Origin of the sequence: Bradyrhizobium sp. ERR14 (assembly GCF_014198235.1) — a bacterium.
Lineage (GTDB): Bacteria > Pseudomonadota > Alphaproteobacteria > Rhizobiales > Xanthobacteraceae > Bradyrhizobium.
The window spans coordinates 22,223-37,466 of the sequence record NZ_JACIHD010000016.1 but is presented as its reverse complement, the minus strand read 5'-3'; the positions used below and the strand labels follow the sequence as shown (position 1 = coordinate 37,466).

Here is a 15,244-nt window from a genome sequence, read left to right as displayed (position 1 = left end):
GAGATCATCCCACCCCGCTCGCGCTTCGCGCGATCGACCCTCCCCCTCCAGGGGAGGGTAAGTCACCTGAACACGTGCAGTGCCACATATTGCAGCAGCATGATCGCCTTGGCGTCGATGATGCGGCCGTCGGCGATCATCGCCAGCGCCTCGTCGATCGAGAGCTCCAGCACCTCGATGTCCTCGCCCTCGTGCTCGAGGCCGCCGCCGTCGCTGACGCGCATCTCAGGCTCGTACTCGGCGACGAAGAAATGCAGTTTTTCGGTGATGGCGCCGGGGCTCATGAAGGCCTCGAACACCTTGTGGACGTGGTGCAGGCGATAGCCGGTCTCTTCCTCGGCCTCGGCGCGGATGCGCAGCTCGGGCTCGGCGTTGTCGAGCACGCCGGCGGCGGCCTCGATCAGGAGATCGTCGTAGCCGCGGATGAAGGCCGGCAGGCGGAACTGGCGCACCAGGATCACGGTGCGCCCGGCGCGATTATACGGCAGCACGGCGGCGGCGTTGTCGCGCTCATAGGTCTCGCGGTGCTGCGTCTGCCACTCGCCACTGGCGCGCCGATACTCGAACGTGGTGTTCTTCAGCGTGGTCCAGCCGTCCGAGAGCACGCGGACGTCCTTGATGCGGACGCGGTCGGAAATGGTCATGAAGCCTCTCTGTTTTTCACCTCGCCTCGCAAGCGGGGCGAGGGGGCGCAGCAGCGTTCGCGGGTTGCATCTCAGTTGCTTGGCGTGGTCGCGCGGCCGTCGAGCCACTTCTGGAACATCACGGATGTCGATAGCTCGAAGCCCAGCGAGCCGTAGAACGCATTGGCCTGCGCGTTCTCGCGGCGGACGAGGAGCTGCAGCTTCGAAATTCCCGCCGCGCGCAGCCAGTCCTCGGCCGCGGCCATGATGACGCGGCCATGGCCGCGCTTGCGGCCGTCGGGGTCGACCGCGACGTAATAGACCCAGCCGCGATGGCCGTCATGGCCGACCATGACGGTCGCCACGATCGCGCCAGCGTCGCGCCCGATCAGCACGGTCGAGTTATCGCGCCGCCGCGCCAGCGCGATGTCGGCATGCGGATCGTTCCAGGGCCGCGTCAGGCCGCAGCGCTGCCACAGCGCCACGACCGGCTCGACGTCGGCATCCACGATCGCAGCGATCGCGAGCGGGGCAGGGGACGCGCTCACAGCACCTTCCCCGGATTCATGATGCCGAGCGGATCGAGCATCGCCTTGATCGCACGCATCAGCTCGATCGCGGTCTGGTCCTTGACGTCGGGCAGCTCGTCGCGCTTGAGCACGCCGATGCCGTGCTCGGCCGAGATCGATCCGCCCATGCGCAGCACGATTTCGAACACGACGGCGTTCATGTCGTGCCAGCGAGCCAGAAAATCCGCGGTGTCGGCGCCGATCGGCTGGCTGACATTGTAATGCAGATTGCCGTCGCCGAGATGGCCGAACGGCACCGGACGCGCGCCCGGGATCAGCTTCACCACGGCAGCATTCGCTTCCTCGATGAAATCGGGCACGGCGGCGATCGGCACCGAGATGTCGTGCTTGATCGAGCCGCCCTCCGGCTTCTGTGCCGACGACATCTCCTCGCGCAGCTTCCAGAAGCCGTTGCGTTGGGTAAGGTTGGCCGCGATCACGGCGTCGTCGACGATCTCCTCTTCCATGGCGCGGGCGAGGATCGTCTCCAGCGGCGTGCGGGCGTCGTCGCCGGGGGACGACAATTCCATCAGCACGTACCAGGGATGCTTCTCTGCGAGCGGATCGCGCACGTCGATGCCGTGTCGCACCGAGAAATCGACAGCCATCTCCGACAATAGTTCAAAACTCGTCAGCGCATTTGCGGCCTCGCTCTGCGCGATGGTCAGCAGCTTCAGCGCCGCCGCCGGCGATTTCAGCCCGACATAGGCGGTCTCGACCGCCCGCGGCTTCGGAAACAGCTTGAGGGTCGCCGCCGTGATGATGCCAAGCGTGCCTTCGGCGCCGATGAAGAGATTGTGCAGATTGTAGCCGGTGTTGTCCTTTTTCAGCTTCGACAGCACGTTGAGCACGCGCCCGTCGGCGAGCACGACCTCGAGCCCCAGCGCCATCTCGCGCGCCACGCCATAGGCGAGCGCGGCGGTGCCGCCGGCATTGGTCGAGAGATTGCCGCCGATGGTGCAGCTTCCTTCCGCGCCGAGCGAGAGCGGAAACAGCCGGTCCACCTCAGTCGCCTTCGCTTGCGCGATCTGCAGCACCACGCCGGCCTCGCAGGTCATGGTATTGGAGGCGGTGTCGACCTCGCGGATCTTGTCCAGGCGTCGCAGCGACACCACGACCTCGCCATTGTGCGGGGTCTGGCCACCGACCAGCCCGGTATTGCCGCCCTGCGGCACCAGCGCGATTTTGTGCGCGGAGGCAAGCTTGCAGATTTCGGAGACCTCCGCCGTCGAGCCCGGACGCAACACCAGCGGCGAGCGGCCGTGAAACAGATTGCGCTCCTCGGTGACGTAAGGCTCGATGTCGTTCGCATCGGTGATCGCATGGCGCTCGCCGACGATCTTGCGGAATTGTTCGATCAACTCGGGCGCAAGTGGAGGGATCGCAGGCTTGTTGATATTCATTGTCTCGTCTCTACTTCCACTCTTATCGCACCACCGCAGCCCGGCGCAGCCGGTCGTTGATCGCTTCGCCAAGTCCTTCCTCGGGAATCGCCATCACCGCAATCCCCCGCGGGCTCTTCGCGTCGAGGCTGCGAAGATAGCCGAACAGATTGGCGGCGGCTTCATCGAGATCACCGGTGGGCGACAGATTCATGACGGCGACGGCCGCATCGACGCCGGGCAGGCGCTCAGAGCCGAACGCCAGTAGCGATTCTCCGGGCGCAACGTCCTGCGCGCGAAGCCGCACATGGGCGCGCGGCGCGTAATGCGAGGCCAGCATGCCCGGCGCCAGCGGCTGGCTGTCGTTGCTCTCGGCCTCCACAGGCGGCCGCGCCAGGGGCGCGCCCAGCACCGCCTCGATCCGCTCGCGCGACAGCCCGCCGGGCCGCAGCAGCATCGGCGCATCGAAGCAGCCGACGATGGTCGATTCCACGCCGACCATAACGGGCCCGCCATCGACGATCAGGTCGATCCGCCCTGCAAGGTCGCTCTCGACATGGGCCGCCAGCGTCGGCGAGACATGGCCGGAGATGTTGGCGGACGGCGCCACCACGGCGCCGCCGAAGGCGCGGAGGATCGCTTCCGCCACCGGGTGCGCGGGAATGCGAATCGCAACGGTGTCGAGGCCCGCAGTGGCGAGATCGGCCACCGGGCAGCCCTCCGTCTTCGGTACCACCAGCGTCAGAGGTCCCGGCCAGAACGCTTCCGCGAGCTTCAGGGCGCGCGCGTCGAACCGGCCGATCCGCCGCGCGGCCGCAATGTCCGCGACATGGGCGATCAGCGGATTGAAGGCCGGCCGCCCCTTGGCGGCGTAGAGATGGGCGATCGCGGCGGCATTGGCCGCATCCGCCCCGAGCCCGTAGACGGTCTCGGTCGGAAACGCGACCAGCCCGCCGGCGGCCAGCCTGCGGGCCGCAGCCTCGGCGCCGGCCGCGCCGGCCGGTAAAATCAGCGTTTCAAGACCCGTTTTCACAGGGACAAAATTCCTCATGCCGGCCGCTTGCGGTGCGCCAAACCCGACGCTATAAGCCGCCTTCTTGTCGGAGTGTGGCTCAGCCCGGTAGAGCACTGCGTTCGGGACGCAGGGGTCGCAGGTTCGAATCCTGCCACTCCGACCAGAAATCATTAGGTTTTTCCTTCTGATCGTTGGTCCTTCCCGAGTCAACCACCGTTTCAACCACCGAAACATACCGGGCCTTTTGGCCGATGGCCGTGGCCGCCCCCTGCAGAAAATCGGGGTGGTGGTGGCCGTAGGTGTCCTGCAGGACCTCGGGCGACATGCCCAGGAACCCTGCCGCCTCCCAGATTGGCACGCCACGCTGCATCAGCCATGTCGCAGCGGTATGGCGCAGGGTGTGGGGTGTTACCTTTCCCGGGAGGCCGGCGAGCCCTACGGCGGTCTTAAAGCCCTTTTTCACAGAGGCGACCGGCTTGCCGTTGAACTCCACGAAGCACTCCGCGATCAGCCTACGGTTCCACCAGCGCCGAAGGTGGGCGAGCAGCCGAGGCGGGATGGGGGCTGGCGTCTGCCGCTTCTTGGTCGTGCGCTTGCCAATGGCCTTACGATAAAAAATGCCGCGCTCCAGATCCACATACGAGCGCCCAGTTATCGCATAGGGCGACGCCGATGCGATCGCGCCGGCCCGAGTGCCAGTGTACAGGCCGATCAATATGAAACGGGCGATATGGCGTAACGGTCGGCGGTTCGTAGTTACGGGGGCACCTTTTGATGATCCCGAGTGAATCGTCTGCTTCTCACGATCCCGCCAACAGTGCCAAAGCAACGCTGCGGCCTCCTTACGCGTCAGCCACCGGTCGCGGGCCTCACCTTTGGGCGGTAACGACACGCGCACGAGGCCGCGGTGAAAGCCCTCCTTCGCATGGTGGTTGATCGCAGCGCGCAGTGTCTCAAGGTCGCGGCGGGCTCCTCCGTGGCCACCGCGGTGCTTGGCGTATCCCGCACAAGTTTGGGCGTTGACCTGCGCCAGCATCTTGCCGCCCCAATACTCGTTGAGACGCTCGATCCTGGGTTCAATCTCGTGTTGCTCGCCGGGCTCGCCAATGTCGGTCAGGTAAATTGAGAGTACATCGGCGCAGTCGATGTCCTCTATGTCTCGTCTGCTTCGTTCGGGTTGGTACTTGCGCGCGATGTAGTCCGCGAGTGCCTGCTCCGCTTCTCGAGGCGGCTTTGTTCCAGACGCGTTCGCAACGCATCCCGTGGCGATATGGCGGTCACCGTCTTTGATGATCCAGACCGATTGAGCGACGAGCTTTCCGCCACGGTACCTAGGCTTCCGCTTGTACAGCCGTGCTCCCTTGCTTGGACGCGGCATAGTTCTCTCATCCTTTCGATGTGTCGAAGTGTTGTGAAATCTTTTCCCGCGATCCTCTCGATCACCAATCGCCCGCGAGCGCCTTCGCGACGCAATCCGGAAGCTGTCATCGATCCGTCGGGGAACGCTATTGTAGCAGCAGTGGACAGTCTGATCGGGGCATCTCGGTCGATATTGCCCCGATCAGGAAGAGTCCTCTTCGTCATTTGGCAACTAAGCCGAAGACGTAGCCTTCAAACCTCTGCCGGAAGTGAAAAAGTGTACGACCGCCTACGCTTGCCGTCCGGCCACTCGAATTGATATTTCGGCTCGCCGGATGACGAGCTTGTGTCGATGAGCTTCGATCTGACAAGCCGGTCAAGTATGCCACGCCGGTCAGCTTCTGTTTTGAACAAAGAGTTGAATGCGTCGACTCTCACAACAAATTTCTTCTGACCTAGCCTTGGCACACGATAACCTGGCTCGACGTCGTAGTCATCGATGTCACCTGAGCGCTTTAGCTTATCGACGAATGCAGCCAGAGTGGCTTGAGCCGTGACCTGGTCGCGTTCGGGATCAGGCAGCAAAGTCTTGGCGTCGCCGAAGACGTTTCCGATCGCGGCAAAAAGCTCCTCCCGTTTCCAGGGAACAAGCTTAAACTTGATGGCAAGGCGACCGGCTGCATAGATCAGGCCAAATTTTCGGGCGACGTCTCTTGTGATGCGTTCGTCTTTACGCCTGGTCACCCGCCTTACGAAGCGATCACGATGCCTGCGCGCAAGCTTTGGCACGTCAACAGAACCGTCGCATAACTTATCCACGTAAGCGTTGAAAACGGCCCCGTGGTTTGCCGCGCATGCTCTCACCATGCCTTCAAATTGTTTTTCTTGCCATGAGGCGTCGATATATTCGCCCGACGCTTGCGCGAGATCGAAGATGTGAGTTTTTCCCTGCGACAGCAACGGAACATCGATCATTCTAATCGTCTCGCCCGTCTGTCGCGCCTTGTGGGTGCTACGAGACAGCTCCGTAATCGTCTTTTCCATGGACGTAATCAAGATCACGCGCCACTGGTTGCAAGATAGCTTCGCCGAGGTATGGCGAATTTTCTCGGTACCGCCGGCGATGCCGTACGTCATTCCCCGTATCCGTTCGTACTTTGCGGTATCGGAGCCTTTCATCGTCTCGAAGTCGTCAATTCCCATTGTGCAATCGTTGAACAGTGGAAGTCGTTGTTCGAGTCCGGCCTCGGAAACGTTCCACGTCATCATTTCGCCGACCGATCCCACGCCCACTACAGACGAGCCGACCAGCGTAATAACAGACTTGCCTGTTCGTGATGGCGCCGAAAAGCACACTGAAAACGAGTCCTCGGTGAGCATCCTTAAAAGAGGCCCTGCAAAGGCAGCGCTAATGGAAAATACCCAACTGGAAGACGACATAGCTTGTGCGCCAACAGAGTCCTTCCAGCTTGCGGCGCTTCCGCCGATCTTTGTCGCTCCGTGCGCGTCAGCCCTCATCGCTTGCTTGGGCGGCTCCAAATCGTCTGACGTGTGTCCAATAATGTTCGATTGAGTCGCGAAAGTCGTACAGGTGCTGTCTAGCCAGCCGCATTGAGCGACCCGTCGGATTAGACGAGGGCTGTCCCTTTCGACCGCCCTCATGATAAAGTCTCTGCATTGTTGGCCTTGCGACGGAAGCACTGCTCCGATTTTCAGTAATTGCCTCTTTAGGGATTTGAACTCCGAGATGTCTTCTCGCGGTACTTCGATAGTTTCTTTCGTTCCCTTAACCGTGCGGATCCGTAGTCTGACGTAAGAGGCGTTCTCCGCGTCGTCGTGAACGGTCGCGATATTCTTGATGAATGGCGTCGGCATTTGGTCTCTCCTGTGTGCAAAGCGTGCATCCTCGCGTGCACGGCATGCACACGTGTTTTTCGGCTCTGCGGCTATGTTGATCTAAAGAAAGTGCAGTTCAGTCAGTTTTCAGAGATCGAGTCGTTTTCAGGGATCGAGTCAGTTTCGAGAAATCGAGGAAGAGCTCGACTTCAGTCAGTTTTCAGAGAATGAAGAGATGCAGTCAGAGTTCGACTTCAAATCCCTGCCTGGTCCGGGTCACACCAAATAGGACTAGGCGCCCTTCCAATCCCAGAGAATGAAGGTATTCGTATAGTTCCACGCGCTCTGCCGCTCTCAAGCGATCGGGCTGAGTGTTTTTGCAAGGACGAATTTGGCCGCGAGCGAACCGTTCCGTTGTTGTAGAGATGCGGCGTACAAAGTCCGTCTTCAAAGCGTACCCGAGGGCTTTAATGTTGCCGTCCCATGGAGCGATCCGGACTGGTCGAGGCACGAGTGGGCGAGGTTGAAATGCTTTGCGAGTGAGCCGTTCCCAGCGTGGTCGGTTTGCGTTGTGGATCAAAAGCCAGATTTGGGGCGTCCACCGGCTATAGTCTTGCGTGAGTGGAAACTCGTTAAAGCTGAAATCTATGGCGCCGATAGCCATCCCCGCATGGCCTTCGCGCAAGGCGCGGAGAGCGTGCTGTTTGAACCGCAAAAGCGACAAGGTGTGAAGCTGGCCTCGCCGCCGAGAGGTCCGTCCGATCATCGAAGCAACGTCGTATTCGTGATGAGGTACGAGCAAGTCCGTCGCTTTAGCGGCAAAGACACGCTGGAGAGCACGGCCGCATTCTGGGCAACATCCGGAAAGACAACGTTTGTTTGGTGCACACTCCGCTAGCAAAGAGCCCACGATCACGCTTCCATGCTTTTTGAGTAGCCGGGTCCGCTTAATGCGTTCGATCTTGGTTTGGGCTGAAGTGGGCAGGTGCTCCCACTTGGGTTGGCCGTCGCCAAACCAACGTTCGTTAGCGAGGCTGCTAACAAGCCATTCGCTCCGGGCAGAAATTGGTGACTTCATTGCGTGCTCTCCATTCCGAATGCGCGCAACGTATTGCGGTCGACCGGCCTGCGAAATACCCTATTAAAGCTTAAGACTAGGCCAAACTTAGTTTGGCCTAGTTAGTAGGAAGCGGACTCATCTGTGGACGCCCCGCAAGATGCAAGCGGTTTTTGAAGAAGGTCGGCACGTAGTCGGATGCTGCCATCTGTCCGGCCTCTGATGCAGCGATGGAGCTGCGGGCCTGTATGGGAGTTCGCGTGTTCGCGACAACAGAACGTTGGCGGCTTCATACAACACCGTGCGCACCGTCTCGTCGCCAGCCAGCGTGATTCCGCCCGTGACGTCCTTTTCTCCTGATTGGTATTTCTTTGGCGTAAGCCCGAACAGCGCGCCTGCTGCCTTCGATTTTACGATGCGATGAGGGTCATCAATCGCCGATTTGTAGGTAACAGCCACCAGGGGATCAACGCCCCGCACTGTCATGAGCCGGCGACAACCGCATCGTCACGCACAATTGCCAGCACAGCCTTGTGTAGCCTTCCGTACTCTGCCTTCAAGGCCGATCGTACCGAAAGCATCGCTGTAGCAATGCGCTCCAATGTCGCCTGACCCGCAACTAACTCTCGGATCCGCGCTTCGAAGGTTTTTCGCGTCACAGGGCCAACCTTCGGCCCAAAATCACGCAGTATCCCGCGGATACTCAACTCCACGTCGATCAGCCGCCCCAGCAGCTGTTTGCGTGCGCTCATGAGGGCCCGGATCTCCTGCGCATCGACCGACTTTGCGTGTACCGGCCGGAACCATCCCATCCGGATCAACTGAGCGATCCCGCGCGCATCCTTGCGATCAGTCTTCACCGTCATCGCAGACAATGCGGCCTTCACATGCCGCGTTTCGAGCAGAACCGGTCTCGAACCCTGCTCTTTTCAGCCCCGCATGCAGCCATTGCGACAGCGGCCCAGCCTCCAGCCCGATCCGCTTCACTGCAAAGCCAAGCGTCTCGAAAAATTCAACCAAGGCGTCCGGTTCGCTCGCGACCTTCGCTTCCTTCAGGATTTTACCTTGGGCATCCACAACGCATACGCTCGACAGTTCCAATGACACGTCAATTCCGGCATAGTTCCCCACGGCTGTCCTCTGTCTCCAGATGCTCGGGGCCGACTCAGGTCGTGACCTCGTTTCATCATCTATCGGGGGACAGCCACCATCATGACCCCTTGCTCGGAGCAGGGCCCATTACGGCATCCAGCTAAAAGTTGACTTTCGGTGCTCGGTAGCGGGCAAGGATTTCAAGTTCACGATCGTCAAAGGGGCTGAGATCCGACTCTACTGACAAAAGCCCTTTGGGAAACTTGACGTTAAAGCGAGGCCTGCTCGCAGGATCAACTCTCGATAACAAACACTCTTGAACAAATTTGCTTACGCCGAAATATTGGATCAAGCGCTTCGGGTTACGGAGTATTTTTTCTATGCGTTTAAAGGCCCCCGATTCGTCCGGAAGCATACTATAAATTTCATCAGGAATCGCCGCGCAAGCCCATAGAAAGGGTGCCGTACTCGCGCACCCTTTCCAAGCGACCTTTAGTGTGGCGATGGACCGAGCTGCTTTTTCTCCATCCGGGTCATCAGGGTCGTCGGCGCCGCCCTTGTTTATAAAGAAGAGAGCTTTGTTAAGGCTTGGCTTCTTATCCGCTGGGCAGCGCAAAAAGAAATCGGCAACGCCTATTACTGCGGTCGACCGTGTTAAGGACGAAGTTGAAATGTCCCCGACGGGGCTCCTTAAAGGCGAAGCTAGCAAAGCCACGCTTAGATTTTCAATTGTTGCTAAAGGATTACGCTTGCCGCCCGAGTGGATAAAGCACGCGGCTGCCGCAACGACCCGAGCATGTCGCAGAACATCTTGGTCGGTAGGATAATGAAGCCACGTGGCAAAAGTCATAAGCGCAATATGCCTTTCGAAGGCAAACACTTCTTTTCGCAGACCGGTAAGAAGCGCGATTAGGTCTGTGATGTTTATGTTTGCCGTCATAAGGAGCTTCCGATGACAAGAACTATCAATTCTCCGCCAAGAATCCAATCTTGTAAATGTCTCCTGACCTCCAAGCGTGTTGCGGTTGGGAAGAAAATATTCAGGAGAAGGCAATGAGTAAGAACGACAACGGCAAGTTCGACCGCGATCCAGGCACGGTTGTTTACAGCTGGGGCCGAAAAAGCGGGGAGCGCGTATTCGTCAGCAGGAGCAAAGCTTACGGAAATCGAATCCACATCAGGGAATGGTTGCTCAACGACAAGGGAGCGTACTATCCGACGCGGGCTGGAATAACGCTCTCTCTATCAGAGGTCAGGAAGCTCCGGCGAGCCCTGGAGAAAGCTTGCGAAATGTACGAGCTCGATTAGCCATTTCGGAGTGCAGAAAGGGGTAGGCAATGGGTCGTGTCCCCGGGAGTGGTGTAGCTCGGTAGAGCAAAGCCGCCCGGACGCGCGCTCCCAAATAGCGCCGTAGCGGGCGGGCGGCTTTGCGGTGGTCACCGGCAGTTCTCCGGTAGGATCGGGTTGCGACACGCCAACGCAACCGAGGAACCACCGATGACCGACGACATGATGAACCTGCGCACGCTAGTAGAGAAGACCCCCGATGCTGATCTGTTGCGCGAGATGATCGGCTTTGCGGCCCAGCGCCTGATGGAGCTGGAAGTGGAAGGCCAGACCGGGGCCGCCTTCGGCGAGAAGAACCCCGAGCGTCTGGCGCAGCGCAACGGCTACCGCGACCGGACCTGGGAGACCCGCGCCGGCACAGTCGAACTGCGCATTCCCAAGCTGCGCAAGGGCTCCTACTTCCCCGGCTTTCTGGAGCCGCGCCGGATGGCCGAGAAGGCGCTGACCGCCGTGGTGCAGGAAGCCTATGTGCAGGGCGTCTCGACCCGCTCCGTCGACGATCTGGTGCAGGCGATGGGCATGAGCGGCATCTCCAAAAGCCAGGTGAGCCGGCTGTGCGCGGAGATCGATGACAAGGTGAAGGCGTTCCTCGCTCGCCCGATCGAGGGCGACTGGCCCTACCTGTGGATCGATGCCACCTACGTGAAGGTGCGCCAGCAGGGCCGCATCGTGTCGGTCGCAGTGATCGTCGCGGTCGGCGTCAACAGCGACGGCCGGCGCGAGGTTCTCGGCATGGACATCGGTCCCTCGGAGGCCGAGACATTCTGGACGGCGTTCCTGCGCAAGCTCGCCCGCCGCGGCCTGCGCGGCGTCAAGCTGGTCGTCTCCGACGCCCACGAGGGCATCAAGGCCACTGTCGCCAAGGTGCTCAACGCCTCTTGGCAGCGTTGCCGCGTGCACTTCATGCGCAATGCGCTGGCCCATGCCGGCAAGAGCGGCCGCCGCGTGGTCTCCGCATTCATCGCCACCGCGTTTGCCCAGGACGATGCCGAGGCCGCTAAAATGCAGTGGCGCAAGGTCTCCGACCAGCTCCGTCCCAAGCTGCCCAAGCTTGCCGGCTTCCTCGACGAGGCCGAGACCGATGCTGGCCTACATGACGTTCCCGCCGCAGCATCGGACCAAGCTGCATTCCACGGATGAGATGGACAAGTGGTTTTTTGTGACCGCCGCGATGGCGATTGCGGAAATCGCGTGCGTCCATTCTTTTGTTCGGCCGTCGCGGGCCATTCTTCCGTCCCGGCCACCAATCTCGCAGCCTCCGCGCGCAGGGTCGGTCAAGGCTGGCCGCGTTTGCGGCCACCGCGAGGCTTGGCCTTGACCGGCCCGAGCACGGCGGCATGCTGGCGTGGAACGGGACTGCATTCCTGGCTGGCACTTGCCGTCAGCGGCGGTTATGGTTCTTGGGCGCGGGCGACCTCGTGGCGAAGCGTGATGCGTCGGCTGCAAGCGTCACCGGACTGCCTATTTTGTCCTGCCGAGCTGAGGCGCCCGCGCGCCGGATTTTGGCTGCCGCGGTTTCCATTGCGACACCCATCGTTCGTAGCTTCGCTCCGCCTGCGCAGCGATCAACATCTCGCGGTTGCGTAGTGCCTTGATGTTGTAGGCATAGGCTGGTCCACGTCGGCTACCTTTCTGTTGCGGATGTCCGGCTTGAAGTTGCATCGCGCGGGTCTTGTTGGCGACCAGCGCCGGGCGTGCCCACAGGTAATCCTCGCCCTTCGTCAGCAAATGCCAGCAGAGCACCGTGAGCTTGCGAGCCACGGCCACCGCGGCGACCTGATGGCCACGCCGGGCGCGGATCCGCACGAAAAACGCATGCAGTGGACCGGGCGCCTTGGCCGCGGCCCAGGCCGCCTCCACCAGCATGGCGCGCGCGTGACTACGGCCGATCTTGCTGATGCGACCGTGATGGGCGGCTCCCAGTCCTGACTGCCGCACCCGCGGGTTCAGCCCGAAATAGCTCACCAGCTTCTGCGGGCTGTCGAACCGGCTGATATCGCCGATCGCCGCCACGATGCCGGCGGCGACCGCCAGATTGACGCCAGTGATCGTCATCAATCTGTTGACCGCGAGATCGTCGATGGCATCCTGCGCGATCTCGCGGTCGAGCAGAGCCAGGTCTTCCGCCAGCCGGTCAAGCTCACGGACGTGCCGATCGATGGCCGCGCGCTCATCGTCCGGCAGTTGTTGGGCGGCCAACCAAGCCCGGCCGCGGGCGTTGAAAAGATCGGCATGCGGGCACTTCGGGATCAGGTGGGCGTGCAGGATCGAATGCACCTCGTTCTTGAGCCGCGTGCGATGCCGCACGACCTGGTAGCGCCGCGCCACCAGCCGACGCTTGCGTTCGGTCTCTGCGTCAGGCGTCCAGATCTGCGGCAGGTACCCGGCCGCCTGCAGACTGGCGAGCGTTCCGGCATCGATCTTGTCGGTCTTAACGTGAGCCTGGGCGATCGCCTTTACCTGCAGCGGATTGGCGATAATCACCCGTGCCACGAAGGGCGCCAGAACTCGCGACACCGCCATGCTGTTGGCGGTCGCTTCGACCACCACCTCATGGCTGGGCAGCAGGGTCTTGCCAAATCCCTCTACCGCAGTCCGCGTCATATCGATGCGGCCCGTGTGTCGGAGCCTGCCGTCCTCCCAAAACACCACCTCGCCGAAAGTTCGGTGGACGTCAATGCCAATCACCCGTCGCATTCGCACCTCCTGCCAGATACATGACCATGACGGGAGCTGCGGGCGACACGACAACTACGGATTCGCGCTCTCGGCGCAACCGGGCGAGTCGCAGAGGCGGCCAGCTACTAACTCGAGCTCTCGGCTCATCGAATACATCGGCCTGCCCGCACTTCGTGCTCCCGGTGCCTCTGTCCCGATGGTCGCACCATACGCCACGATGTAGAACACCGCAGCGGGAACGTAGGCACCGAGACACCTCATACCGGTTACCAATCCGATCGAACGCCTCAACGGCGAGATCAAGCGGCGCACCGAGGTGGTCGGCATCTTCCCCAACGAGGATGCCATCGTCCGTCTCATCGGAGCGATCCTGCTCGAACAGAACGACGAATGGGCCGTCCAGCGCGCCCGCTACATGACGCTGGAAACCATCGCGCCGTTGAGCGATGATCCGACCGTCAGCCTCTCCAGGCAATCGCCAGCTGATCGACCCTGCCTAGCCGGCTAACGCGGTGACACACCGCCAGCTACACCACCCCACGGGGCACGATCTAGGCAATGCAGGAAGGGGCGAGATCAGCCTCCTTCCGAGTCGGCTTGCTTACAAAGCAAGAAGCAGTACTGTAATAGGATCAGTAAATCGCACTTGTGCGCAATGCCCATCCGATTGTGGAGGTAACCTTGGCAAAGTCTGGGAAGCGTAAAGCTGGCAGCACGAGCATACGCGCCCGGCAGGGCGACAGAGGGCGACTGGCCAAGTTAGAGGGCCGGATCTTAGCTCTGGAAGCGCGGCTGGTTGAGGTCCAGGACATATTGGTGAAAACGGCCAACCACTACGAAGAAAGGCTTTCAGGGCGGGATCGGGCCATCGCCGAACTCAAGCAGCAAGTTCGATATGCGTCAAAAAATGCAGCTAGAGCTGTTGCGCTCATAAATGGAAACGAAGCCGATAGTGGCCCATTAAGGTCCCCCCTTGGAGCCATGAGTGATCTTCATCCAACGCCTATCGATCATCGCCCATTGAAGGGCGGAAGATAGCCGCGTACTCGCGAAAGTGCGTAGCTTATCGAATACCGGTACTTAGCTATCGCGTAATACGACGTCTGGTTTTGCTAGCCAAGTCTGCACATCCAGCGATCCCATTGTTGGCTCGAATGAAGCGGGACAATTCCTGAGGATCGATGTCTTCCGCTAACACGTGGGCCAAAGCTCTCGTCCAGCGACTCCGCATGCGCAAATCGGGCTGCAGGCAGGTGGCTTCGATAATCACCCTGAGCGGATGCCAGTCCGCACGCACCGGCGTCATCAGCAGACTGGGCGCGGTCTCAAGCAGGTGAGGTAATAGATCGTTGCCCTCAAAATACCTGTAGGCATGTAAGACGGCCCGCAGATACCTGTAATCGGCAAACCGGCGGTCGCTCTCTGACGCCTTTTCCGCTGCTTTCCTTACCTTCCGAATCTGGGCAACGACCTTCTGGGCGGACAGTCCCGACGACGCTACTGACGATTTCATGAGCACCTCCTAAATTGACGATGCTCAAAATTAGTATCGCAAGCGACCTTTCAGGCGATGTTCGAGGCGAAAATATCTCAAACTTCGAGAGGTTTTTCGAGCTCGCGTTTTCCGAGATTTGTTGAGCGAGTTTGTCAGCGAGAGTGCCCACCGATGGCGGGCATACAGTCAGAGACCATATGCCCGCTGAGGCGATTGGGCGAACCGCAGAAAGCGACGGCCGTCTCGGGCGCAAAAAGCACGTTACTCAAGAGCAACTGGCGTTCGGGGCCGAGCTACCTACGTCCGCGCGATGAAAAGCTGAACGCGGAATCCAAGCCTGCTGGTTATGGCTAGGATTGCTGATGCTCCTCTGTTCTGCGACCAGCTTCTCGCTGACGAGGGTCAGTGAAAAACTAGGAGCGAACAGCGCGCGCCCCTTTTCAATACTCTTCGGCAAGCATCAACGTGATCACTCGCGTCGTGACTGCTGGATCAGCAGGATTTGGTGAGTGACCGGTCATTGATGAGTCGTAATAGTCGATCTTGAAGATGACCTGAGCTCCCTCAAAATCGAACATGCCAAAGTCGTGCTCTTCGTGAGGATCGTTGGCATGGCAAAAGTCGTCGAAAACCGAGATGGTGCGGACTAAGCGCCTGACTGCGTCTGATCCAAGCGCAGCGATGCCGGCGGTCATGACGGCGTTGCCGCCGAGCAAATGTTGACGTAGCTCGTCGTTAAGCGCACGTATCCGATCCGTGTCCAAGGACATGGTTGCTCCTGTTGATGATG

The 15,244-nt window shown here is 60.4% G+C and carries 11 protein-coding genes, 1 tRNA gene and 4 pseudogenes; 5 read left to right on the top strand and 11 right to left on the bottom strand.

What is annotated here, in order from left to right; all coding sequences use genetic code 11:
- Positions 1-62 precede the first annotated feature (62 nt).
- The 4 genes from GGD62_RS30620 to GGD62_RS30605 all read right to left on the bottom strand — a co-directional run bounded on the left by GGD62_RS30620 (position 63) and on the right by GGD62_RS30605 (position 3,625).
- Complete coding sequence (locus tag GGD62_RS30620) at positions 63-644, bottom strand: NUDIX domain-containing protein (protein WP_018323389.1); 582 nt, start codon at positions 642-644, stop codon at positions 63-65.
- Positions 645-715: 71 nt separating this feature from the next.
- Complete coding sequence (locus GGD62_RS30615; RefSeq protein WP_183238653.1) at positions 716-1,171, bottom strand: GNAT family acetyltransferase; 456 nt, start codon at positions 1,169-1,171, stop codon at positions 716-718.
- Complete coding sequence (locus tag GGD62_RS30610; protein WP_183711882.1) at positions 1,168-2,595, bottom strand: FAD-binding oxidoreductase; 1,428 nt, start codon at positions 2,593-2,595, stop codon at positions 1,168-1,170. The genes GGD62_RS30615 and GGD62_RS30610 overlap by 4 nt, the downstream gene beginning before the upstream one ends.
- A gap of 22 nt (positions 2,596-2,617) precedes the next feature.
- Entirely contained in the window at positions 2,618-3,625 is a 1,008-nt protein-coding gene (locus tag GGD62_RS30605) for an L-threonylcarbamoyladenylate synthase (RefSeq protein WP_183711880.1), read from the bottom strand.
- A 50-nt stretch (positions 3,626-3,675) separates the two neighbouring features.
- Between GGD62_RS30605 and GGD62_RS30600 the strand changes: the two genes are divergently transcribed.
- A tRNA-Pro gene (locus tag GGD62_RS30600) sits at positions 3,676-3,752 on the top strand.
- Between the two features lie 171 nt (positions 3,753-3,923).
- Here GGD62_RS30600 and GGD62_RS41750 read toward each other — a convergent pair.
- A pseudogene (locus GGD62_RS41750) lies at positions 3,924-4,481 on the bottom strand (site-specific integrase); the annotation flags it as partial.
- Positions 4,482-4,496: 15 nt separating this feature from the next.
- Between GGD62_RS41750 and GGD62_RS41745 the strand changes: the two are divergent.
- Positions 4,497-4,715 carry a hypothetical protein gene (locus tag GGD62_RS41745; RefSeq protein WP_312014313.1) on the top strand — a complete coding sequence of 73 codons (219 nt, stop codon included), beginning with the start codon at positions 4,497-4,499 and terminating at the stop codon, positions 4,713-4,715.
- A gap of 485 nt (positions 4,716-5,200) precedes the next feature.
- On the opposite strand, the gene GGD62_RS30590 is transcribed toward GGD62_RS41745, so the two are convergent.
- The 3 genes and pseudogenes from GGD62_RS30590 to GGD62_RS30580 all read right to left on the bottom strand — a co-directional run bounded on the left by GGD62_RS30590 (position 5,201) and on the right by GGD62_RS30580 (position 9,873).
- Positions 5,201-6,823 carry a DUF927 domain-containing protein gene (locus GGD62_RS30590; RefSeq protein WP_183711878.1) on the bottom strand — a complete coding sequence of 541 codons (1,623 nt, stop codon included), beginning with the start codon at positions 6,821-6,823 and terminating at the stop codon, positions 5,201-5,203.
- A 1,276-nt stretch (positions 6,824-8,099) separates the two neighbouring features.
- Positions 8,100-8,972, bottom strand: a pseudogene (locus GGD62_RS30585) (IS110 family transposase); the annotation flags it as partial.
- A 121-nt stretch (positions 8,973-9,093) separates the two neighbouring features.
- On the bottom strand, positions 9,094-9,873 hold the full coding sequence (locus GGD62_RS30580; RefSeq protein WP_183711876.1) for a hypothetical protein: 780 nt from the start codon (positions 9,871-9,873) through the stop codon (positions 9,094-9,096).
- Positions 9,874-9,986: 113 nt separating this feature from the next.
- On the opposite strand from GGD62_RS30580, the gene GGD62_RS30575 reads away from it, so the two are divergent.
- Together GGD62_RS30575 and GGD62_RS30570 are read left to right on the top strand one after the other, a co-directional pair.
- Complete coding sequence (locus tag GGD62_RS30575) at positions 9,987-10,241, top strand: PC4/YdbC family ssDNA-binding protein (RefSeq protein WP_183711874.1); 255 nt, start codon at positions 9,987-9,989, stop codon at positions 10,239-10,241.
- Positions 10,242-10,430: 189 nt separating this feature from the next.
- Positions 10,431-11,430: pseudogene (locus GGD62_RS30570) on the top strand (IS256 family transposase); the annotation flags it as partial.
- A 311-nt stretch (positions 11,431-11,741) separates the two neighbouring features.
- On the opposite strand, the gene GGD62_RS30565 reads toward GGD62_RS30570, so the two are convergent.
- Positions 11,742-12,959, bottom strand: a complete 1,218-nt coding sequence (locus GGD62_RS30565; RefSeq protein ID WP_183711982.1) for an IS110 family transposase — start codon at positions 12,957-12,959, stop codon at positions 11,742-11,744.
- Positions 12,960-13,227: 268 nt separating this feature from the next.
- Here GGD62_RS30565 and GGD62_RS30560 point away from each other — a divergent pair.
- Positions 13,228-13,467 (top strand): annotated as a pseudogene (locus tag GGD62_RS30560) (transposase); the annotation flags it as partial.
- 576 nt (positions 13,468-14,043) lie between these two features.
- On the opposite strand, the gene GGD62_RS30555 reads toward GGD62_RS30560, so the two are convergent.
- Both GGD62_RS30555 and GGD62_RS30550 read right to left on the bottom strand, forming a co-directional pair.
- On the bottom strand, positions 14,044-14,472 hold the full coding sequence (locus tag GGD62_RS30555) for a hypothetical protein (protein WP_183711872.1): 429 nt from the start codon (positions 14,470-14,472) through the stop codon (positions 14,044-14,046).
- Positions 14,473-14,894: 422 nt separating this feature from the next.
- Positions 14,895-15,224, bottom strand: coding sequence for a DUF3768 domain-containing protein (locus GGD62_RS30550; RefSeq protein ID WP_183232256.1), 330 nt, complete (start codon positions 15,222-15,224; stop codon positions 14,895-14,897).
- Positions 15,225-15,244: the final 20 nt, after the last annotated feature.